Origin of the sequence: Jeotgalibacillus sp. JSM ZJ347, from assembly GCF_044383825.1 — a bacterium.
GTDB lineage: Bacteria > Bacillota > Bacilli > Bacillales > Jeotgalibacillaceae > Jeotgalibacillus.
The window spans coordinates 698,797-721,097 of sequence record NZ_JBISEN010000001.1 but is presented as its reverse complement, the minus strand read 5'-3'; the positions used below and the strand labels follow the sequence as shown (position 1 = coordinate 721,097).

Here is a 22,301-nt window from a genome sequence, read left to right as displayed (position 1 = left end):
GTAGTAAAATGTTTCATTAAGCGCAATAAGTTTAGGAGATGTTTTAAATGATTACACGTCACACCTGCAAAAATGGTTTGAGGATTGTATATGAGCATATACCTTCAGTCAGATCTGCTGCAGTAGGAATATGGATTGGTACAGGCTCAAGAGATGAAAATCAGCGTAACAACGGCATTTCACATTTTATAGAGCATATGCTGTTCAAAGGAACGAAAGAACGTTCAGCCAGAAGGATTGCAGAAGAATTTGACCGCATCGGCGGACACGTTAATGCATTTACTTCAAAAGAATATACCTGCTATTATGCAAAAGTATTGGATAATCACGCAAAGCATGCACTAGACGTACTGGCAGATATGTTTTTTAATTCTGTTTATGATGCTGATGAACTTGAAAAAGAAAAGAATGTAGTTCTTGAGGAAATTAAGATGTATGAAGATACGCCGGATGATATTGTGCATGATCTGCTCGGTGAAGCAGTCTATGGGAATCATCCGCTTGGCTATCCGATTCTTGGTACTGAGACAACATTAAAATCTTTTACAAGCAGTGACCTCAAAAAGTATGTCTATGAAATGTATCGTCCTGAAGATGTTGTTGTATCAGTTGCGGGGAATATTGGCCCGGAATTTATTAAAGAGGTAGAAGCTTTATTCGGCGATTACACAGCGTCTTCCGATGAGAAAAAAGAAAATGAGCAGCCTGCATTTAATTATGCTCATTTATCAAGAAGAAAAGAAACTGAACAGGCTCACCTGTGTCTGGGGTATGACGGTTTGCCAATCGGTCATGAGGATACTTACAGCTTAATCGTGATGAACAATGTACTGGGTGGCAGTATGTCTTCAAGACTGTTTCAGGATGTAAGAGAAGATAAAGGACTTGCTTATTCAGTCTTTTCCTATCACTCCGCTCACCGTGACAGCGGACTGCTAACGATTTATGCAGGAACAGGTGCTGAGCAGCTTGATGCACTTTACGATACAATCCAGTCTACTACTGACAAGCTGAAAGCAGAAGGTTTATCAGATGATGAACTTCATTCATCTAAAGAACAATTAAAAGGGAATTTGGTTCTCGGACTCGAAAGCACAAATGCAAGAATGAGCCGCAACGGTAAAAATGAACTGATGCTCGGGCGTCACCGTTCAATGGATGAGATGATTGAAAAAATTGATCAGGTATCTCAGGAATCTGTTAAGAAAGTAGCTGATCAGGTACTGGGTGGGAAGTTTGCATCTTCAGTTATTTCACCTCAGGGAGAAAAAGTATCAGTATATTAACGTGAAAAGAAAGATGAGACGAATTTGTCTCATCTTTTTTATATTTCACTGCGTCTCCACATATGTATTAGGATCAGGAACAAAAAAATCTGAGGGGGAAACGTAATGAGAATGAGCGAACTATATAGAAAAGAAATGATTAATATTGATGAAGCAGAGAGAATGGGGATTCTTGGTAATGCAGATATTGAATTTAATGATGAGTCGGGAGAAATACTCAATATACTTGTACCTGCAGGCAAGATGAGTCCTTTTAATCGATCAAAAGGTGAATATGCGATTCCGTGGAAAAGTGTTCATGCCGTAGGAAAAGAATTAATCCTGATCAAAGGCAAACAATCACAAGATCACCCTCAATTACATAATATACCGGAGAATAAAGAAGAATGAAGTGAGTGGATGCCTGGTGTATAAAGAACAATTATTAGGTAAGAAGACTGCAGTTGTCGGTGGAGATGCAAGGCAGCTTGTTATCGCTGAAGCACTTTGTAAAAAGGGTGCTGAGGTCTTTTTATGCGGATTTGATCAGTTGAACCTGACTGAACCGGGCTACCGGAAAGTACAGGTAGATGATATTCCTTATGAAGCACTTGATGCACTCATATTTCCGGTGAGCGGAATCAAATCTGATGGTGACATAAAATCTTCTTTCAGCGCAGCAAACCTTAACATTAATCATCAGTTATTAGAAAGATGTCCAGAAAGCTGCTTGTTGTTTTCAGGTATAGAGACCTCCTGGACTGCATCAAGTAAGAGGGAATTTGTTTATTTGTTTGAAGAAGATGACATTGCCATTCAAAATTCAATCCCTACAGTTGAAGGAATTCTGTGGCTGATCATTCAGGATACTGATTACACGATTCATGGTGCTGAAGTTGTCATTACCGGTTGTGGGAGAGTCGGTCTGACTGCCGCAAGGGTACTGCGTTCACTGGGTGCAAAAGTAACCGCCTTGTCGAATAATAAATCAGAGATCGCAAGAATGAATGAGGTAGGCGTCAAGGCTATGCATTTAAAAGATCTTCACTTATGTATAAAAGACGCAAATATATGGATCAATACAATTCCCGGAGCAGACATCATCAACGAAGAGACATTAACAGCAAGTCATCCTAACATATTTATCATCGAACTTGCGTCTCATCCTAATGCAAGACAGCGGGTGCTGACCGGTGAAAAAAATATACACTATTTAGAAGCGCCAAGTTTGCCAGGGCTTGTTGCACCAAAAACGGCAGGGAATATCCTGGCAAAGGCCATTCTTGATAAGATCATTGAAAAAGGGGAATAAACAAATGTTAAAAGGAAAGAGGATTGGTTTTGGATTTACAGGTTCTCATTGTACTTACCATTTGGCATTACCTCAGCTCATTCGATTAAAAGAGATGGGAGCAGAAATTATACCGGTAGTCAGTTTTACAATGCAAACTACTAACACCAGATTTGGCGAAGGTGAAGAGTGGGTGAAAAAAATTGAGCAGGCTTCAGGTAATCAGTGTATCAGATCAATTGCAGATGCTGAACCACTTGGACCAGTTAAGCCGCTCGATTGTATGGTCATTGCACCTTTAACAGGGAACTCGCTGGCAAAGCTTGCGAATGCATTGACAGATTCCCCGGTATTAATGGCGGCAAAAGCAACAATGCGAAATCATAAACCTGTAGTCACTGCTATATCTACAAATGACGGTCTTGGCTTAAATGGAATAAATCTGATGAAACTGATGGCGGCGAAAAATCTGTATTTTGTTCCTTTCAGTCAGGATGATCCTGAGAAAAAACCGAATTCTCTGGTTGCTCATATGGAAGAACTTCCGGAGACGGTGATTCAGGCATTAAATGGAAGACAGCATCAGCCTGTCATAACATTAAGAACAAAGAGTAAAAGAGATTGAGAAATTCAAAGAATAAATGATACAATGTGTTGTATGAATACACATTAGTGCTTTACCTGTCTAACGCATTACAGGGGAAGAGTAGGAGGGAGTTTTTTCAATGAAAGGTACAGGATATAACGTAGCAGTAGTAGGTGCAACAGGAGCAGTCGGAACTCAGATGCTTTCAATGCTTGAGCAGAGAGATTTTCCAGTTGGAACAATTAAACTCCTTTCATCAGCAAGATCCGCAGGGCAGACAATTCAATTCAATGGTGCTCCGGTAACGGTTGAAGAAGCAACACCTGAAAGCTTTGAAGGGATTGATATTGCATTATTCTCAGCTGGAGGGAGCATTTCAAAAAAGCTTGCTCCTGAAGCAGCAAAACGCGGGGCAATTGTTATAGATAATACAAGTGCATTCAGAATGGATCCGGATGTACCACTTGTCGTTCCGGAAGTAAATGAATTAGATCTGCAGGATCACAAAGGGATTATCGCAAATCCAAACTGTTCAACGATTCAAATGGTCGCAGCACTTGAACCAATCAGAAAAGAGCTCGGACTATCGAAAGTAATTGTGTCAACGTATCAGGCAGTGTCCGGCGCGGGGGTACAGGCAATTGATGAAATGAAATCACAGTCTCAGGCAATCCTGAACGGTGAAGAGCCAGAGGCAAATGTCTTACCTGTAAAAGGGGATAAAAAATATTATCAGATCGCTTTCAATGCCGTCCCGCAAATTGATGTGTTTGATACAAACGGCTATACGTTCGAAGAAATGAAAATGATCAATGAAACCAAGAAAATTATGCATATGCCTTCACTTAAAGTTTCAGCTACCTGTGTACGACTGCCAGTTGAAACGGGGCATGCAGAATCTGTCTATATAGAAGTTGAAGAAAAAGGAAAGAATACAGCTGATATTCACAGAATTCTCTCTGGGGCACCCGGTGTGACACTTCAGGATAACCCTGATCAGCAGGAGTATCCGATGCCAAGCACAGCTGCAGGTAAAACAGATGTATTTGTAGGCAGAGTAAGAAAAGATCCGGATGAGGATCATGGATTCCATATGTGGATCGTCTCAGATAATCTATTAAAAGGAGCTGCGTGGAATTCAGTACAAATCGCAGAAAGTCTGATTAAACTAAAGCTTGTCTAATGCGCACTCTTAGAGAGGAGCGTTACATTGCCAATTTCAGTTTTGAAATTCGGTGGGACTTCACTATCAGAGTCATATAAGAGAGAAGCTGCCGTTCGGAATGTGAAACGTGAATTATCTCGTAACCACCAGGTGATTGCCATTGTCTCAGCTATCGGCAGAATGGGAGATCCATATGCAACGGATACGCTTTTATCATTAACTGAAAAGCGTTACTTGCCGCCGCATCAGAAATCTCTTTTACTGTCGTGTGGTGAATTAATCTCTGCAGCAATATTTTCAGCTGCGCTTCACCATGAAGGGATTAAAAGTGAGATTCTGACAGGAAAACAGGCTGGAATTAAAACAGACAAAACGTATAATGCTGATATTCTCTCAGTCAGTCCATCTGTTCTTTGTGAAGCGCTGAACCATTCAGATGTCATCATTGTTCCCGGGTTTCAGGGGGAAGATAATAAAGGCAGGACTTCAACACTCGGCCGCGGAGGAAGTGACACTTCAGCCTGTGCAATCGCTGCTACGATCACAGCATCATCATGTAAGCTTTATACAGATGTGAAAGGTATAATGAGTGGAGATCCACACATTGTAGATCATGCAGAGGTTGTAGAAAGGCTCTCATATGATGAAGCTTTTCATATTGCACATCAAGGCGCGAAGATTATTCATCCCAAAGCGGTGGAGTGGGCAAGAAAAGGAAATATTCCAGTCTGGACAGGGGATTTATCCGGAGAAGGCGGTACATGGATTGGACTACAGGCAGATCACGCAGAATCAATTCATTCGGTGACAGCTGTGGAAAATCTCGTCCAAATTTCTGTCCAGGCACAGGATTGTGATCATATTTTCAGGTTGCTTGCTGAAAAAGAAATCAGTATTGATCTGATTTCCATTCAACCGAGAGAAGTAAAGTTTACAATTCAGGATAAAGATTATCAGTTATTAAAAAATACGCTGGATCATCATCATATTTATTTCAGCTGCAGGCACCAGGTGTCTAAAATTGCATTGATTGGCAGCAGAATTGCGGGACGTCCGGGAGTGGCATCTTCGATTGTCACATTGCTGACGGAAAACAAAATTAATATCTGGCAGACAGCTGACAGTCACATGACGTTTTGGATATTGCTCGACAGTAATAAGTCAGTGTTGGCACAACAGCTGCTGCATCAATTTTTTATTAACAATGAACTAGTAACCATACAGGAGTGAAGAAAATGAATTTTGGCAGAGTTTCCACTGCAATGACTACTCCATTTGATCAGCAGAATCGCATAGATTATGGCAGACTGGAAAATCTTATTAACCATCTATTAGACAATGGAACAGACTCTCTCGTGGTAGCAGGCACTACAGGTGAATCACCGACGCTGACATCAGAAGAGAAAATTGAACTATTTAAAGCAACTGTAAAATTCGTAAATGGCAGAGTGCCAGTCGTAGCAGGAACAGGTACGAATAGTACTGATTCTACGATCAGTCTGTCATTGGCTGCGAAAGATGCGGGAGTTGATGCAATTATGCTTGTTGCTCCCTATTATAGTAAGCCGAGTCAGGCAGGGCTGAAGAAACACTTTACTGAAGTAGCTGAAAAGGTTGGCCTGCCTGTGATGATTTATAATATTCCCGGGCGATCAGCCGTGAATATTGAACCCGAAACGGTGATTTCATTATCATCTGTCCCTAATATTGTCGCTGTGAAAGAAGCAAGCGGCAGCCTCGATCAGATGACAGAAATTATTGCAGGTACTGAGGATCAATTTCAGGTTTACAGCGGTGATGACGGACTGACACTGCCACTCCTTTCAATTGGGGGAGCGGGTGTAGTATCTGTTACATCTCACGTTGCGGGGAATGAAATGCAGGAAATGATCAGCTGTTTTCTAAGTGGTGAACATTCAAAAGCAGCGTCGATCCATCAGCTGCTTCTGCCGCTTACAAGAGCCCTATTTGCCCAGCCCAGCCCTTCACCGGTTAAATCTGCACTGAATCATCAGGGCATTTTATGCGGGGGCGTAAGACTTCCGTTAGTTGAACTGGACCAGAATGAAGAGACTCAGCTGAGAGAAGCTTTAAATGAATTCCGTTTAAAAATGTCAGGTATTTCTTAAAGATCATGAGAAGGTCTTTTTCCGATCCGGAAAAAGACCTTTCTGTTTTTACAGCGCTGGCTGTTCACAAATACATGTACAGTTTTCCAATCTTACAGTATAATGAACACAGCTGTTTCAAAAGGTCGGATAACATTTTTGTAGGAGGAAATTAGTTTGTCTAAAGAGAAAAATGAAAAAGTAAAAATTATTCCCCTCGGCGGAGTAGGCGAGATCGGAAAAAATATGTATGTCATTGAAGTGGACGAGGATTTATTTATTATTGATTCAGGATTAATGTTTCCTGAAGATGAGATGTTTGGAATTGATATTGTCATTCCTGATTTCCAATATATCGAAGCGAATAAAGAACGTGTTAAAGCAATCTTTCTGACGCACGGTCATGACGATTCAATCGGATCGCTTCCTTACTTACTTGAAAAAGTGAAAGTGCCTGTATATGGATCTAAACTGACAGTAGCACTTGCAAAAGCATTATTAAAAGAGTATGGCTATAAAGATCGCGTGAAGTTTTATACAGTGCATGAAAAGAGCAATATGAAATTTGACTCTGTTAACGTCACATTCTTTAATACAACACACAGTATTCCGGATTCGCTTGGTATTGCGATTCATACTTCTGAAGGTGCAATCGTACATACGGGTGAATTTAAGTTTGATCAGTCTTCCCGTGGCGGCTATGCATCTAATATCGGAAAAATGGCCAAGCTTGGAGATAAAGGTGTTTTTGCTTTGCTATCAGATAGTACAGAAGCTGAAAAGCCGGGTCACACTACTTCTGAAGCGGTTATTGAAAAACATGTGTCAAACAGCATTAATCAGGCGAATGGAAGAGTCATTGTCACATGTTATGCATCAAATCTGATTCGTATTCAGCAAATCTTTGATGCAGCTGCTGCTTCAGACAGAAAAGTTGCTGTTATCGGGGAAGCTGCTGAGCGTGTCGTGAATGTTGCTTCCAGACTTGAACACTTAACGTATGAAGAAGAAACGCGTATTAAACCGCATGAAATTGATCAGTACAATAATGATGAGATTGTGATTATATTATCAGGTACGCATGACGAGCCATTCAAAGTAATGGAGAGCATGGCGAACCAGACTCATCCGATTGTGAATATACAAGAAGGTGATACAGTCCTGATTACATTCACACCATCACCTGGAATGGAAGTATATCTGTACCGTTCTGTAAACGAAATGACAAAGGCTGGAGCGAATGTACTGACTTCAAGTAAGAATGTACATGTTTCAGGTCATGGCAGCCAGGAAGATCTTAAAATGATGATGAACTTAATGAAGCCAAAATACTTCATACCAATCCAGGGAGAGTACCGTCATTTAATTACACATGGCCGCCTTGCTGAAGAAATGGGTATACCGCGTGCGAATATTTTCATTGCTGATAAAGGTGATATTGTTGAATACCAGTCGGGTAAAATGAAAATGAGCGGAAGAATTCAAACAGGCAATGTCCTGATTGACGGTAAAGGTGTAGGGGATGTAGGTAATATTGTTCTGCGTGACAGAAGACTGCTATCTCAGGATGGTGTCCTGTTAGTTGTTGTTACATTAAATCGTAAAACAAAAACAATCGCTGCAGGCCCTGAAGTGATTTCCAGAGGATTTGTATACGTAAGGGAATCAGAAAAGCTGATGGAAGAATCAGTGACAGTGGTAAGAAACATTGTCGAGAAAAATGTTGAAAATCGTACATTTGACTGGTCAGGCATTAAGCAGGAAATCAGGGATTCACTAAATCACCTGTTATACACACGTACTAAACGACGTCCAATGATCTTACCAATTATCATGGAAGTATAAATTCAGGAATGACTGAAGCAATTAATCAAAAACAGGCAGAATTTTTCTGTCTGTTTTTTTCAGCCGGAAAAGGAGGAAGATGATATGGCTGAAGCCAAAAGAAAACCAGTAAAAAGAAAAACTCAGGCCAGAAAAAATACGAAAAGAGCGCGAAAGAAAAATACAGCACTTACATATGAATTAACAGGTATCGTTATGATCGCGATGGCGCTTATCGCTGCATTTCAGCTTGGGGCTGCCGGACAGTTATTTACGTTGGTCTTCACGTATTTAATCGGTAACTTTCAGCTGCTTTTTCCGATTATCATTATCCTGCTATCAGTTTACGCGATTCTTTACAGAGGGCTGCCTTCATTTAAGGGGTCAAAAATTATTGGGAGCATACTCATTTTAATCAGTATTTTTTTACTCAGTCATGTTTTATTATTTGATCAGCTGGCACGTGATCAGTTCATCACCAGCAGCAGCGTGCTTGTTCAGACGCACACCATTCTGACTGATGAATTTACTGAAAATGCCGGTGCAGGTATGATAGGAGCATTCATTTATGCCATTTTTGATCTGTTATTCGGATCTACAGGCTCAAAAGTCGCTTCCGCTACGCTATTGATTATTGGTCTGATTATGATTTCGGGTAAATCGGTAGGGGAGACCGGAAGAATAATTGTTTCCTGGATCGGAGAAAAATTGAAGGGTCTTATCACATTGATAGCTGACTGGATAAGTGAAAAGCAAGATGCAAGACTTGCCAAACGGAAACAGACTCAGATATCAAGGCGATCTGCTTCAAGTAAAATAGAAGCGCCTAAAGAAATGTTAGAAGATGAAGATAAAGAAGAAGATTCGCAGGGCTTTGAACCGCTGATCTCAAGTTTTGCTGAAAAGGCAGCACCGGTTCAGGAGCCGCTGCAAACTAAAGATGATACTGATCAAGAGAAAGCGGTGCATGAAGAAGAGTCACCGGATCCCGCACTCGAAGAATTCACCTCTTCACCTGGAGTGGAAGAAGTTGAAAACAAAGAATATAAAGTTCCACAATTAGATCTTCTATCAGTGCCGCCGCATGCTGATCAGAGCAGTGAATATAAAGCAATACAAAAGAACGCATCAAAATTAGAAAAGACTTTTCAAAGCTTTGGTGTCAGAGCAAAAGTTACACAAGTCCATCTCGGACCTGCTGTGACAAAATATGAGGTCCATCCTGATGTAGGTGTAAAGGTTAGTAAGATTGTTAATTTAAACGATGACCTTGCACTCGCACTTGCCGCTAAGGACATTAGAATTGAAGCACCAATTCCCGGTAAATCTGCAATTGGCATTGAAGTCCCAAACACAGAAGTAGCCATGGTCTCCCTCAGGGAAGTGCTTGAAGCGAATAAAAGCAAACGGGATGACTCAAAGCTGTTGATTGGTCTTGGCAGAGATATTACCGGTGAAGCTGTAGCAGCTGAATTAAATAAAATGCCACATATGCTTGTGGCAGGTGCAACAGGCAGCGGAAAATCAGTTTGTATCAACGGGATTATTGTGTCAATTTTGATGCGTGCAAAACCGCACGAAGTGAAGCTGATGATGATTGATCCGAAAATGGTTGAACTGAACGTGTATAACGGTATTCCTCACTTACTTGCACCAGTTGTAACGGATGCCAGAAAAGCATCGCAGGCGCTTAAAAAAGTGGTCAGCGAAATGGAAAGAAGATATGATCTTTTCTCGCATACAGGGACGAGAAATATTGAAGGCTATAATGAATATGTCAGAAAGCACAATGAGAAGAATGAAGAAAAGCAGCCTCAACTGCCTTTTATCGTTGTCATTGTTGATGAGCTTGCAGATCTGATGATGGTTGCATCAAATGATGTGGAAGATTCCATTACAAGGCTTGCCCAGATGGCTCGTGCTGCAGGTATTCATTTGATTATTGCAACACAGAGACCGTCTGTTGACGTCATTACTGGCGTTATCAAAGCAAATATTCCATCGAGAATTGCATTTGCAGTTTCATCTCAAATCGACTCAAGAACAATTCTTGACACAGGTGGAGCTGAAAAACTGCTTGGCCGGGGAGATATGTTATTTATGCCGGTTGGTGCTAATAAACCAGTAAGAGTACAGGGTGCATTCTTGAGTGATGAAGAAGTTGAAAAGGTAGTAAATGCTGTAATTGAACAGCAAAAAGCTCAATATCAGGAAGAGATGATACCCGATGAAGTGGATGACTCTAAACCTGAATCATCTGATGATGAGTTATATGGAGAAGCAGTTGATCTTGTCGTTGATATGCAGACGGCATCTGTCTCAATGCTTCAAAGAAGATTCAGAGTGGGTTACACCCGTGCTGCAAGGTTAATCGATGCCATGGAACAGCAGGGAATTGTCGGTCCGTATGAAGGCAGTAAGCCAAGAACTGTATTGAAAGCGAAAAGTGAAGAAGAGTAATAAAAACAGCAGGTGATGAAATCTGCTGTTTTTTTAAGCGGTTAACGATTTATGAACTTTTAAAAATATATTTAATAAAAATCAGACATTTGATGTCTGACCTATATACAAGAAATAATAGAATAGGATATACTATTGTTACCGCTTTCAGAAATACTATAACGATATAAAGAGCCGATTATAAACCTTATATTACCATTTTAAAGGGTTTCTTTTCACTGTTCTTTATAATGTTGTAACAGTTGTAATTTATATGTAATCAAATAGAAAGAATTTTTGTGAAAACTACACAATTGTATTCCTTTTCAAATAGAAAAGTGTTATAGTATTTTCGATTAGTAGGAATGAAATACATCAGATGTCTGATGTCAAAAGAGTTGGTGGTGTCTTTATATGACTATTAAATCAGATAATCGGCATCTGTATCTTCAGGTAATTGACAGACTGAAGAAGGATATCGACAAAGGCGTTTATAAGGAAAAAGAACGCCTGCCTTCAGAATTTGAACTTTCGAGGCAGCTGGGGATCAGCAGGGCTACACTGAGAGAAGCATTGAGAATTTTGGAAGAAGAAAACAGGATTGTCAGGCGTCACGGTGTAGGAACGTTTGTGAATGCAAAGCCACTATTTTCTTCAGGAATCGAACAGTTATACAGCGTAACTGATATGATCCGGATGGCTGGGATGGAACCGGGCACAGTATTCCTGAGCTCATCATTACATCAGCCGACTGATGAAGATATACACCGTTTTAACTGTTCACCTGATGATGATATGACAATCATTGAGCGGGTAAGAACAGCAAATGGGGATCCGGTTGTTTATTGCATTGATAAAATTCCGGCAGATCTGATGCCTACTTCATTTACACATGAGGACCGGTCGATTTTTTCATTGCTTGAGGAAAATGGGGGTATGTACATATCTTATGCTGTTACCCACATTGAACCTGCAGGCTATCATGAGAAAGTATCACCAATCCTTGGTTGTGAACCTGAAACTGCTTTACTTGTTTTAAAGCAGCTTCATTATGATGATAAAGATCAGCCTATTCTTTATTCTCTGAATTATTTTAAAGCTGATCGATTTAGTTTTCATGTTGTACGTAAGCGTGTTTAATGCATTTATGCATTCCTACTAATACACGAAAAAATTTTCAGGGGGTAACAAAATGAAGAAGCGTAAGTACGGAGTAGCACTTTCAATGATTCTTGCAGCAGGTACAGTTCTTGCAGCATGTGGCAGCGATGAGGCTGACACAGGTACAGATGAAGGTAACGGTGGCGGAGAAGGCACTGAAGAAACGAGTGACTTTAAAGTAGCAATGGTAACTGATACTGGCGGTGTTGATGATAAGTCATTTAACCAGTCAGCTTGGGAAGGTCTTCAGCAGTTCGGATCTGACAATGGACTTGAAGAAGGAACTGACGGCTTTACTTATTTCCAGTCTAATAATGACGCAGATTATGTAACGAACATGAATACTGCTGTACGTAATGATTTTAACCTTGTTTTTGGAGTTGGTTTCCTTTTAAATCAGGCACTGACTGAGGTAGCAAGCCAAAATCCTGAAACAAACTTCGCTTTAATTGATGATGTATCTGAAGGCGACAACGTAGCATCTATTACGTTTAAAGAGCATGAAGGTTCATTCCTGGTAGGTGTAGCAGCTGGACTTACAACTGAATCTGATCAGATCGGATTTGTTGGTGGAGTAGAATCTGACCTGATCAATAAGTTCGCAGCAGGTTTCCAGGCTGGTGTTGAAGCAGTTAACCCGGATGCAGAAGTTCAGATTGAATTCGCTGGAGATTTCAATGATGCAGCTCGCGGTCAGCAGATTGCAGCTTCAATGTATGGTTCAGGAACAGATGTAATCTATCACGCAGCTGGTGGGACTGGTAACGGTGTATTCACTGAAGCGAAGAACCTTAAGCAGCAGGATCCTGATCGTCAGGTATGGGTAATCGGAGTTGACCGTGACCAGTGGGATGAAGGTCAGGTTGGAGAAGACAACGTAACTCTTACTTCAATGGTTAAGCGTGTTGACGTTGCTGTTCAGGATATCTCAACTCGTGCAATGGAAGGCGACTTCCCTGGTGGAGAAATAATTGAGTACGGAATCCAGGAAGAAGGTATTGCGATCGCAGAAAGTCAGGACAACCTGTCTCAGGAAATCCTTGATGAGATTGCAAATTACAGAGAGCAAATCGTTGCTGGTGAAATTGAAGTACCTTCTACACTTGAGTAATAACAAATGCATAGGGAATGGAGGGACTGATTCGGTCCCGAAATTCCCTTTTTTTTTGCAAGAATGTTAACTGAATAAGGGAAAAATTCTTCCTTCTTCATTTAGCATTTTTAAAAAGGGTTGGTAAAAGAAGTCAGACCTCATTCAACCTACCACCGCATGATAAATAAAGGAGTGATAACGGATGGATTATGTTATAGAGATGCTCGACATCCGAAAAGAGTTTCCGGGTATAGTTGCAAACGATAATATCACGCTTCAATTAAAAAAAGGTGAGATCCACGCGCTTTTAGGAGAGAACGGTGCCGGGAAGTCAACTTTAATGAATGTGTTATTTGGATTGTATCAGCCGGAAAAAGGCGAGATCAAAGTACGCGGGGAAAAGGTAAAGATTACAAGCCCTAATGTTGCAAATGATCTTGGAATCGGAATGGTACACCAGCACTTTATGCTGGTGGATACTTTTACAGTGACAGAGAATATTGTCCTTGGAAATGAACCAAATGTCTTAGGAACCGTTGTAGATATGAAAAGAGCGGAACGCCAGGTTCAGGAGATTTCAGACCGTTATGGACTGAAAGTTGATCCGAAAGCTAAAATTGCTGATATTTCTGTAGGGATGCAGCAGCGTGTAGAGATCTTAAAAACACTTTACCGCGGCGCCGAGATCCTGATTTTTGATGAGCCAACTGCCGTATTAACACCGCAGGAAATCAAGGAATTAATACAGATTTTCAGAACACTGATTGCAGAAGGAAAATCAATTATCCTGATTACTCACAAACTGAAAGAGATTATTGAAGTGTGTGATCGCGTAACGGTGATTCGAAAAGGAGTAGGGATTGATACGTTAGACGTTGAGGGGACGACTCCAACTCAGCTTGCCAGTCTGATGGTCGGCCGTGAAGTGACCTTTAAAACGGACAAAACAGAAGCTACTCCGAAACATAATGTACTCGAAATCTCAAAGCTGAATGTAAAGGATTCACGGGGAGTCACCGCCGTTAAGGACCTGGATCTGACTGTCAGAGCAGGAGAAATCGTGGGGATTGCCGGAGTTGATGGTAATGGACAATCTGAACTGATTGAAGCCATTACAGGGCTTAGAAAAGTCTCATCAGGATCAATCAAATTAAACGATCAGGATCTATCCTCTTATAAGACACGAAAGATTACAGAAGCCGGTGTAGGACATATCCCGCAGGATAGACATAAGCACGGTCTTGTACTAGATTTTCCGATTGGGGACAATATGGTGCTGCAGACCTACTACCACAAGCCATATTCAAAATACAGTCTGATGAACAATAAAGAAATTAATAAGCAGGCCAAAAAACTGATTCAGGAATTTGATGTCAGAACACCATCAGAAAACACACCTGCACGTGCACTTTCAGGGGGAAATCAGCAAAAAGCAATTATCGGACGTGAGGTTGACCGTGATCCTGATCTGCTGATTGCAGCCCAGCCAACACGAGGTTTGGATGTAGGGGCCATTGAATTTATTCATAAACGCCTGATTGAACAGCGTGATAATGGTAAAGCAGTGCTGCTTGTATCATTTGAACTTGAAGAAATTATTAATGTAAGTGACCGTATTGCGGTTATTTATGACGGTAATATTATTGAAATTGTTGATCCTAAAACGACAACGGAACAGGAGCTTGGATTATTGATGGCCGGCTCTAAGAATAAGGCGGGTGAAACAGAGAATGTTTAATCAATTCAGCAGGTGGCAGAAAATCCTGATCCCTGTTATCTCAGTTCTTCTCGGTTTACTGGTCGGAGCCATAGTCATGGTGGCTTCGGGCTACAATCCGATTGAAGGATATGCAGCATTGGTAGCAGGTTCACTGGGTGAAGGGTTTTATATCGGTGAAACAATCAGACAGATTACACCTTATATTTTTGCGGGTCTGGCAGTAGCATTTGCTTTCCGTACTGGACTCTTTAACATTGGTGTAGAAGGTCAGCTATTAGTTGGTTGGATTGCTTCTGTATGGGTGGGTCTTGCATTTGATCTGCCGAAAATCATTCACCTTCCAGTAGCGATTTTAGCTGGTGCGGTTGCAGGCGCGCTATGGGCTTTTGTGCCGGGGCTGTTAAAAGCAAAGCTTCGTGTTCACGAAGTAATCGTCACAATTATGATGAATTATATTGCACTGCACTTATGTAACTACCTTGTGCGATATGTGATTTCAGATGAGCAGAATACAACAGACCGTGTGCCTGAATCTGCATCATTAAAGTCACCTTTCTTTGAAACACTGACTGAATTCTCAACGATGCACTATGGTATCTTCCTGGCGCTAGCTGCAGCAATTATTTATTTTATTGTACTTGAAAAAACAACAACTGGATTTGAACTTCGCTCAGTAGGATTTAACCAGCATGCTTCTGAGTATGCAGGAATGAACGTTAACCGGAACATTATTCTTTCTATGGTCATCTCAGGTGCTTTCGCAGGACTTGGCGGAGCAATGGAAGGGCTTGGAACGTTCGGTTACGGATTTATCCACGGTGCTTTCTCAGGAGTAGGATTTGACGGTATCGCGGTAGCACTTCTTGGTGGAAACGTAGCCATCGGTGTCATCCTGGCAGCTTCTTTATTCGGAATCCTGAAACAGGGTGCACTGATCATGCCGCTCCAATCGGGTGTACCGACTGAATTAGTTGAGATTGTAATTGCTATCATTATTTTCTTTGTTGCATCAAGTTACATCATTGCGTATCTTCTGCAGCGTTTCAAAAAGGGGGCAAAATAAATGGATGTATTATCAGCTTTTGAAATATTAGTTAAATCCATGCTATTTGCATCAGCCCCGCTAATTTTCACAGCAATAGGCGGTGTCTTCTCAGAGCGGTCTGGTGTTGTTAATATCGGTCTTGAAGGTCTGATGGTTATTGGCGCCTTTGCGGCAGTTGTTTTTAATATTACATTCGCAGCAGCACTTGGTGGATGGACACCATGGATTGCACTCCTTGCTGCCATGGTCATCGGAGGGGTATTCTCACTGCTTCACGCAGTTGCCTCCATTTCATTCCGTGCAGATCAGGTTGTAAGTGGTGTCGCAATCAATTTCCTTGCACTTGGTCTTGGTGTTTACCTGATTAAAGACTGGTACGGCGCAGGACAGACGCCGAAAATTCCAGTTCCGTTTTATTATGAAAGAGTACCTTTCTTATATGATATTCCGGTCATTGGACCAATCTTCTTTAATAACTATGCAACTTCTTACATTGCCATTTTTGTGGCAATTATTGCCTGGTTTGTATTATTCAAAACGCCATTTGGTCTCAGACTGCGATCAGTAGGTGAACACCCGATGGCTGCTGATACAATGGGAATCAACGTATACAAAATGCGTTATATCGCTGTATTTCTATCAGGGATCTTCGGTGGTCTTGGCGGTGGTGTTTATGCACAGACGATCACACAGGATTTCAGCGCAGGTACAATCACAGGTCAGGGATTCATCGCACTGGCAGCTGTTATTTTTGGTAAGTGGCATCCGCTTGGCGCAATGGGTGCAGCAATGTTCTTCGGGCTTGCTCAATCACTTGCGATTATCGGATCAAGCTTCCCGCTGCTTGCAGATGTACCAAACTGGATCTTACTTTCAGCACCGTATATCCTGACAATTCTTGCTCTTGCCGGATTTATCGGACGTGCTGATGCACCAAAATCAATTGGTAAGCCTTACATTAAAGGCAGCAGATAAACTGATAAAACCGTCTGACTTCACTCAGGCGGTTTTTTTATGGTGATAAATGCTTGTTGTACAAGCTTCAACAAATGTATAGTGAATGTAGTGAATATAAATACTATTAAGAAACCACGAATCCGGGAGGAACCTTTATGCATTTAGACGAACATAAAATGAAGCAGCAAGGTCTGAACATTAGAATCATTAAAACGAAAAAATTTAAAACTAATCAATTTGTTTTCAAGTTCAAATCTCTTCTATCCAAAGAAAACGTCAGTGCCAGAGCACTTTTGCCTTATGTGCTTCAAAGCAGCACGGCAAAATGGCCGACTACTGCGCTTTTCAGAAGTCATCTCGATGATTTATATGGCGCCAGCGCTGCTGTTGACGTAAATAAAAAGGGTGAATATCATATCCTGACTTTTGCTGTGGATGTACCGAATGAAAAGTACCTTCAGGACAAAACACCACTGACTGAAAAAGCGATGGACGTTTTAAATGAAATGATTTTTAACCCATTTCTTGAGCAGGGTGTGTTCAGTGAAAAGGTAGTTGAAGCGGAAAAACGCACGTTAATGCAAAAGCTGAAAGCCGTGAAAGATGATAAAATGCGCTATGCGTCACAGCGTCTCGTTGAAGAAATGTGCAGCGGGGAAGCTTATTCTCTTCATCCAAACGGTATTGAATCTGAATTAGCAGCCATTACACCCCACAGTCTTTATCAGACTTATCAGGAAATGATCGAACGTGATGAAGTAGACCTTTATATCGTAGGAGACGTTGAAGCTGATCAGATGGAAACGCTTTGCGATGAAAAGTTCTCTTTAAATGAACGTGAAAATATTTATGCCGAACTTCAGGCTATTAAAGTAGATCAATCAAGAAAAGTTGTTGAAAAGCAGCAGATTAAGCAGGGTAAGCTTAATATCGGCTACCGCTCCCAAACCGTATATGGCGATCAGGATTATTTACCGATGGCTGTGATGAACGGCATTTTAGGCGGGTTTCCGCATTCGAAGCTGTTTATTAATGTGCGTGAAAAAGAAAGTCTCGCTTACTATGCAGCAAGCCGCCTCGAAAGTCATAAAGGACTTATTGTGATTATGTCCGGTGTGGATCCTGGGAAAGTGGATCAGGCAGAAGAAATTATTGAACGTCAGCTTGAAGCCATAAAAAATGGAGATGTATCAGACCAGGAGCTGAGTCAGACGAAAGCAGTCATGACCAATCAGATGCTCGAAACGCTCGATTCACCAAGAGGCATTGTAGAAGTGCTATATCAGGGTGAAACTGCCGGCATTCCTGTTCATATTAATGAATGGTTTAAAGAGATTGAAGCTGTTACAAAGGATCATGTGATAAAAGCAGCTCATAAGCTGATTAAAGATACAACTTATGTTTTAACTGCAAAGGAGGTGGCTGAAAGTGCATAAAAAAGTATTTTCTCAGCTGGAAGAAGAAATTTATATTGAAAAAATGGAGAACGGGCTTCAGGTATGTATATTGCCTAAGAAAGATTTCAATAAAACTTTCGCTACCTTTACAACAAAGTACGGGTCAATAGACAATCAGTTCCTGCCGCTCGGTGAAGAAGATTTCGTGCGAGTACCAGATGGTGTAGCGCATTTTCTTGAGCATAAAATGTTTGAAAAAGAAGAAGGGGACGTATTCCAGAAATTCAGTATGAATGGCGCTTCTGCAAATGCATTCACATCCTTTACGCGTACGGCATACTTATTTTCAAGTACATCACATTTTGAAAAGAACCTCGATGTTTTGATTGATTTTGTTCAATCACCTTATTTTACTGAAGAGACAGTGGAAAAAGAAAAAGGGATCATTGGTCAGGAAATAACGATGTATGATGATAATGCGGACTGGCGCCTTTATTTTGGTGCAATTGAAAATATGTTTAAAAATCACCCTGTAAAAGTAGACATTGCAGGAACGATAGAGTCAATTACTTCAATTACAAAGGACCACCTTTATCAGTGTTACCGTACTTTTTATCATCCATCTAACATGATGCTCTTTATTGTGGGCTCTGTAGATCCTGAGTCTGTGATGACACATATAAGGGAAAATCAGCTGGCAAAACAGTTTGATCAGGAAGAAGATATCAAAAGAAAATTTGAGGATGAACCGGAAGAAGTAAACAGAGATCACCACGAGCTTCATATGGATGTTCAGGTTGCAAAATGTATGGTTGGAATCAAGTCGAATGAAAAAGAGATCAGTGGAATCCAGCTGATGAAAAAAGAACTTTCAGTTAATACCGCACTTGATGTATTGTTTGGTAAAACTTCTGAGCATTATACTTCTCTGTATGATGAAGGTCTGATTGATGACCATTTTTCATACGACTTCACACAGGAAAGTAACTTTGGGTTTGCACTAATTGGCAGTAACACGTCAAATCCACAGGCGCTTTCTGAACGGATCAAGCAGATCATTCTAAGTGAGGTTGAGTCACCTTCAATTACGGAAGAGCAGCTGCAGTCTGTTAAGAAGAAGAACATTGGCGGTTTTTTAAGATCCCTTAATTCACCTGAATTTATCGCTAATCAGTTTACCAGATACGCATTCAATGATATGGACCTGTTTGAAGCTGTACCGGTCCTTGAGACTCTAACATTAGAGGATGTAAATGAAGCATTGTCTTCACTTGTAAAAAAAGATAGGATGACAAGTTTTTATATCCTCCCTAAAGTAAATGGATAAGACAGTTTTAGTACTGGGCAGCAGTGGCGGGATCGGATTTGAGGTGTGTAAAAAGCTTTTAATGACGGGGCACACAGTGATCGCTCAGTTTCATACGAATGAAAAAAAAGTACAAAGCCTGTCTAGTTATGCTGATCATGCAGATCAGCTGATTCCACTGAGATTAAATCTGAATAACGGCAGTGAAGTAGACCTTGCTATTCCCGGGTTGTTGAAGCCTGACAGTATTGTTCATGCCGGGGGACATCATTATGAAGGGCTGTTTGAAGAGACGCCTGATCATATCATCGGTCAATTATGGAATGTTCATATGTATCAGCCTGCAAGAATCATCCGGAGCCTGATCCCCGGTATGCGGCACAAATCAGGCGCATCAATTGTTTTTATCAGTTCAATCTGGGGTGAGACTGGCGCATCCTTTGAAGTCATGTATTCAGCTGTTAAGGGTGCTCAGATTGCTTTTGTAAAGGCGCTTGGCAAAGAGCTTGCACCGAGTGGAATCAGAGTCAATGCAGTAGCTCCGGGTGCTGTGGAGACTGCTATGACCGCTCATTATCCTCCGGATGTAAAAAAAGAACTGGAAGCTGATATTCCAGCGGGCAGGTTCGCTCATCCCGGTGAAATCGCTGATGCAGTCATCTTTCTGATTGGAGACCAGTCCACTTATGTGAATGGCCATGTCCTCTCAGTAAACGGTGGATGGTAGGATCCGCATAATTTTCCTTCTGATGTTCATACTATTCATGAGCCTTCAAGGTTCATGAATAAAGGAGGAGAAAACATGTCAATTCTGGATAACTGGCAGCAGTGGAAAGATTTTCTGGGAGACAAAGTCATTGCAGCACAAAAGCAGGGAATGGATAAAGAAAAAATGTCTGAAGTAGCTTTTCAGATCGGAAATTACTTAGCGAACAATGTAGATCCTAAAAATGAACAGGAAAGAGTGCTTGCAGACCTTTGGAGAGCAGCAGATGAAAAAGAGCAGCACGTTCTTGCCAATTTGATGATCCGTCTTTCAAGCGGATCGGTCAAACATTAATTGTAAAAATTGCCCCCTCAATTTTATGAGGCGGCAATTTTCTACTTATTTCGATACAATTTCTGTTTTTCCTTTTCTATTCCATACAAATGCTTTATTATTAACCTTATAGATTGGAAAGAAATTATATTAAGGAGCTGACACCATGGAGAAAAAGGAATGGTATCTCGAATATGAAATTCAAAAAAACCGTCCCGGTCTGCTTGGTGATATATCATCTCTGCTTGGTATGCTCTCTATCAATATTGTAACGATCAATGGTGTCGACGAAGGGCGAAGAGGTATGCTACTTCTTGCCAGAAGTGATGAGCAGATTGTCAGACTTGAGCTGATCCTCCGCACAATGGATACGATACAAATGACAAAACTCAGAGAACCTAAACTCCGTGACAGAATGGCTGTCCGGCACGGACGATATATTCAAAGAGATGCAGATGATAAAAAAACGTTCCGCTTTATCAGGGATGAACTCGGTCTTCTTGTTGATTTTATGGCTGAGCTTTATAAACAGGATGGGCACAAATTGATTGGCATACGCGGGTTACCCCGTGTAGGAAAAACAGAGTCGATTGTTGCTGCAAGCGTGTGTGCAAACAAAAAATGGCTGTTTGTATCATCCACTTTATTAAAACAGACCGTGCGTGATAAATTAATTCCGGATGAGTACAATGAGAATAATCTATTCATCATAGACGGCGTGGTGTCCACTCAGCGTGCATCAGATAAGCACTGGCAGCTGGTGAGGGAGATTATGAGAATGCCCTCAATTAAAGTAATTGAACATCCGGACATCTTTGTACAAAACACTGAATACTCTATTGATGATTTTGATTACATTATTGAACTCAGGCACGATCCGGATGAAGAAATTACATACGAATTAATGTATAAGAATACGATGTTCAGCGGATCGGATTTTGGAGAATTTGACTTTTAAGTATTGGCAGGTGTAAACATTGACAGAATTAGGAATCCACCTGAAAGAAGCGAGAGAAGAAAAAGGATACTCGCTTGAAGAGCTTCAGGGTGTAACTAAAATTCAAAAACGTTATCTCCAGGGAATTGAAGAGGGAGATTATTCAATGATGCCCGGAGCGTTTTATATACGGGCATTTATAAAGCAGTATGCTGAAGCTGTTGATCTGAATGTAGAGGAACTGTTTGAAACTTATTCATCAGATATTCCTACAAATCAGGACGACCACATTCCTTCACAGCTTTCAAGGGTTAAGACAAGAGGAAGTAAAAATACTTCAACGGCTTTCAGGTTTATACCTACTGTCGTTATGGTTTTATTTGTTATCGGAATCGTTGCGCTGGCATGGGTATTATTCCAGTCGTTTATGGCTGCTGATAGTGAAGAACCGGAAGGCAGTGAAGAAGTCCAGCAGGAAGAGCCTTTATCATTTGATCAATCCGATGATCCTGCTGATGATGCAAGCGAAGAGGAACCGACAGAAGAAGCGCCGGAAGAGCCAGCTGAAGAACTAGATGAAGAAGAGCAGCCAGAGGAAGAACCGGCAGAAGAAACATTAGCAATTGAGAATGCCGGTACTGAAGGGGATACAACAAGCTATCAGATCACTTCTGCTGAAGAGCCGCTGACCGTAACGATTAATTCTGATTCAACCTGGGTTGGTATTACTGATCAGGCAGGAAATCAGCTTGTAGATCAGATGCTGTCAGGAAGCGAAGAGCTTACTTTTGACGCTTCAGAATTGAATTGGTTCAGAATACGTGTCGGCAGTGCGCCTGGTACCACTGTTTCAATAAATGGTGAACAAGTGGACTTTGGCGCTGTTGATATTATTACTCAGAATATGATTTTCGAAGTACAGAACCCTTCATAAATGTTTAAAAATAGTCATCATGCGTGATGACTAT

20 protein-coding genes are annotated in these 22,301 nt (G+C 41.1%); all 20 read left to right on the top strand.

Translation table 11 applies throughout. The features are described 5' to 3' along the window. The first annotated feature begins 47 nt into the window (after positions 1 to 47). The 20 genes from ACH6CZ_RS03725 (at position 48) to ACH6CZ_RS03630 (ending at position 22,267) form a co-directional block, all read left to right on the top strand. A complete protein-coding gene (locus ACH6CZ_RS03725; RefSeq protein ID WP_374096073.1) occupies positions 48 to 1,286 on the top strand; it encodes a M16 family metallopeptidase in 1,239 nt (412 codons plus the stop codon). A gap of 105 nt (positions 1,287 to 1,391) precedes the next feature. Next, positions 1,392 to 1,676 (top strand): YlmC/YmxH family sporulation protein, encoded by a 285-nt coding sequence (locus tag ACH6CZ_RS03720; RefSeq protein ID WP_374096072.1) that lies wholly within the window; start codon positions 1,392 to 1,394, stop codon positions 1,674 to 1,676. 16 nt (positions 1,677 to 1,692) lie between these two features. Then, entirely contained in the window at positions 1,693 to 2,577 is an 885-nt protein-coding gene (dpsA, locus tag ACH6CZ_RS03715; protein WP_374096071.1) for a dipicolinate synthase subunit DpsA, read from the top strand. 4 nt (positions 2,578 to 2,581) lie between these two features. Then, positions 2,582 to 3,181, top strand: a complete 600-nt coding sequence (locus ACH6CZ_RS03710) for a dipicolinate synthase subunit B (RefSeq protein ID WP_374096070.1) — start codon at positions 2,582 to 2,584, stop codon at positions 3,179 to 3,181. Positions 3,182 to 3,281: 100 nt separating this feature from the next. Continuing rightward, positions 3,282 to 4,325, top strand: coding sequence for an aspartate-semialdehyde dehydrogenase (gene asd, locus ACH6CZ_RS03705; protein WP_374096069.1), 1,044 nt, complete (start codon positions 3,282 to 3,284; stop codon positions 4,323 to 4,325). 27 nt (positions 4,326 to 4,352) lie between these two features. Further along, complete coding sequence (locus tag ACH6CZ_RS03700; protein ID WP_374096068.1) at positions 4,353 to 5,537, top strand: aspartate kinase; 1,185 nt, start codon at positions 4,353 to 4,355, stop codon at positions 5,535 to 5,537. A gap of 5 nt (positions 5,538 to 5,542) precedes the next feature. After that, the gene (dapA, locus tag ACH6CZ_RS03695) at positions 5,543 to 6,436 is read left to right on the top strand and encodes a 4-hydroxy-tetrahydrodipicolinate synthase (protein ID WP_374096067.1); all 894 of its coding nucleotides are present in this window, start codon (positions 5,543 to 5,545) and stop codon (positions 6,434 to 6,436) included. A 156-nt stretch (positions 6,437 to 6,592) separates the two neighbouring features. Beyond that, positions 6,593 to 8,260, top strand: a complete 1,668-nt coding sequence (locus tag ACH6CZ_RS03690) for a ribonuclease J (protein ID WP_374096066.1) — start codon at positions 6,593 to 6,595, stop codon at positions 8,258 to 8,260. Between the two features lie 84 nt (positions 8,261 to 8,344). Beyond that, entirely contained in the window at positions 8,345 to 10,699 is a 2,355-nt protein-coding gene (locus tag ACH6CZ_RS03685) for a DNA translocase FtsK (RefSeq protein WP_374096065.1), read from the top strand. Between the two features lie 393 nt (positions 10,700 to 11,092). Beyond that, positions 11,093 to 11,818 (top strand): GntR family transcriptional regulator, encoded by a 726-nt coding sequence (locus ACH6CZ_RS03680; RefSeq protein ID WP_374096064.1) that lies wholly within the window; start codon positions 11,093 to 11,095, stop codon positions 11,816 to 11,818. A 52-nt stretch (positions 11,819 to 11,870) separates the two neighbouring features. After that, entirely contained in the window at positions 11,871 to 12,950 is a 1,080-nt protein-coding gene (locus tag ACH6CZ_RS03675; RefSeq protein WP_374096063.1) for a BMP family lipoprotein, read from the top strand. Between the two features lie 184 nt (positions 12,951 to 13,134). Continuing rightward, positions 13,135 to 14,670 carry an ABC transporter ATP-binding protein gene (locus tag ACH6CZ_RS03670; protein WP_374096062.1) on the top strand — a complete coding sequence of 512 codons (1,536 nt, stop codon included), beginning with the start codon at positions 13,135 to 13,137 and terminating at the stop codon, positions 14,668 to 14,670. Further along, positions 14,663 to 15,715: an ABC transporter permease gene (locus tag ACH6CZ_RS03665; protein ID WP_374096061.1), complete on the top strand. Its 1,053-nt coding sequence runs from the start codon at positions 14,663 to 14,665 to the stop codon at positions 15,713 to 15,715. The genes ACH6CZ_RS03670 and ACH6CZ_RS03665 overlap by 8 nt, the downstream gene beginning before the upstream one ends. Beyond that, entirely contained in the window at positions 15,716 to 16,672 is a 957-nt protein-coding gene (locus ACH6CZ_RS03660; RefSeq protein WP_374096060.1) for an ABC transporter permease, read from the top strand. It begins immediately after the preceding gene. 137 nt (positions 16,673 to 16,809) lie between these two features. After that, positions 16,810 to 18,090, top strand: coding sequence for an EF-P 5-aminopentanol modification-associated protein YfmF (gene yfmF / locus ACH6CZ_RS03655; RefSeq protein ID WP_374096059.1), 1,281 nt, complete (start codon positions 16,810 to 16,812; stop codon positions 18,088 to 18,090). Further along, complete coding sequence (yfmH, locus tag ACH6CZ_RS03650) at positions 18,083 to 19,378, top strand: EF-P 5-aminopentanol modification-associated protein YfmH (protein ID WP_374096058.1); 1,296 nt, start codon at positions 18,083 to 18,085, stop codon at positions 19,376 to 19,378. Before yfmF ends, yfmH begins: the two co-directional genes overlap by 8 nt. Further along, a complete protein-coding gene (gene ymfI, locus ACH6CZ_RS03645) occupies positions 19,371 to 20,084 on the top strand; it encodes an elongation factor P 5-aminopentanone reductase (protein WP_374096057.1) in 714 nt (237 codons plus the stop codon). Before yfmH ends, ymfI begins: the two co-directional genes overlap by 8 nt. A gap of 75 nt (positions 20,085 to 20,159) precedes the next feature. After that, the gene (locus ACH6CZ_RS03640) at positions 20,160 to 20,417 is read left to right on the top strand and encodes a DUF3243 domain-containing protein (protein ID WP_374096056.1); all 258 of its coding nucleotides are present in this window, start codon (positions 20,160 to 20,162) and stop codon (positions 20,415 to 20,417) included. A gap of 145 nt (positions 20,418 to 20,562) precedes the next feature. Beyond that, positions 20,563 to 21,354 (top strand): YmfK family protein, encoded by a 792-nt coding sequence (locus ACH6CZ_RS03635; RefSeq protein WP_374096055.1) that lies wholly within the window; start codon positions 20,563 to 20,565, stop codon positions 21,352 to 21,354. Between the two features lie 19 nt (positions 21,355 to 21,373). Then, positions 21,374 to 22,267: a helix-turn-helix domain-containing protein gene (locus ACH6CZ_RS03630; RefSeq protein WP_374096054.1), complete on the top strand. Its 894-nt coding sequence runs from the start codon at positions 21,374 to 21,376 to the stop codon at positions 22,265 to 22,267. Positions 22,268 to 22,301 lie beyond the last annotated feature (34 nt).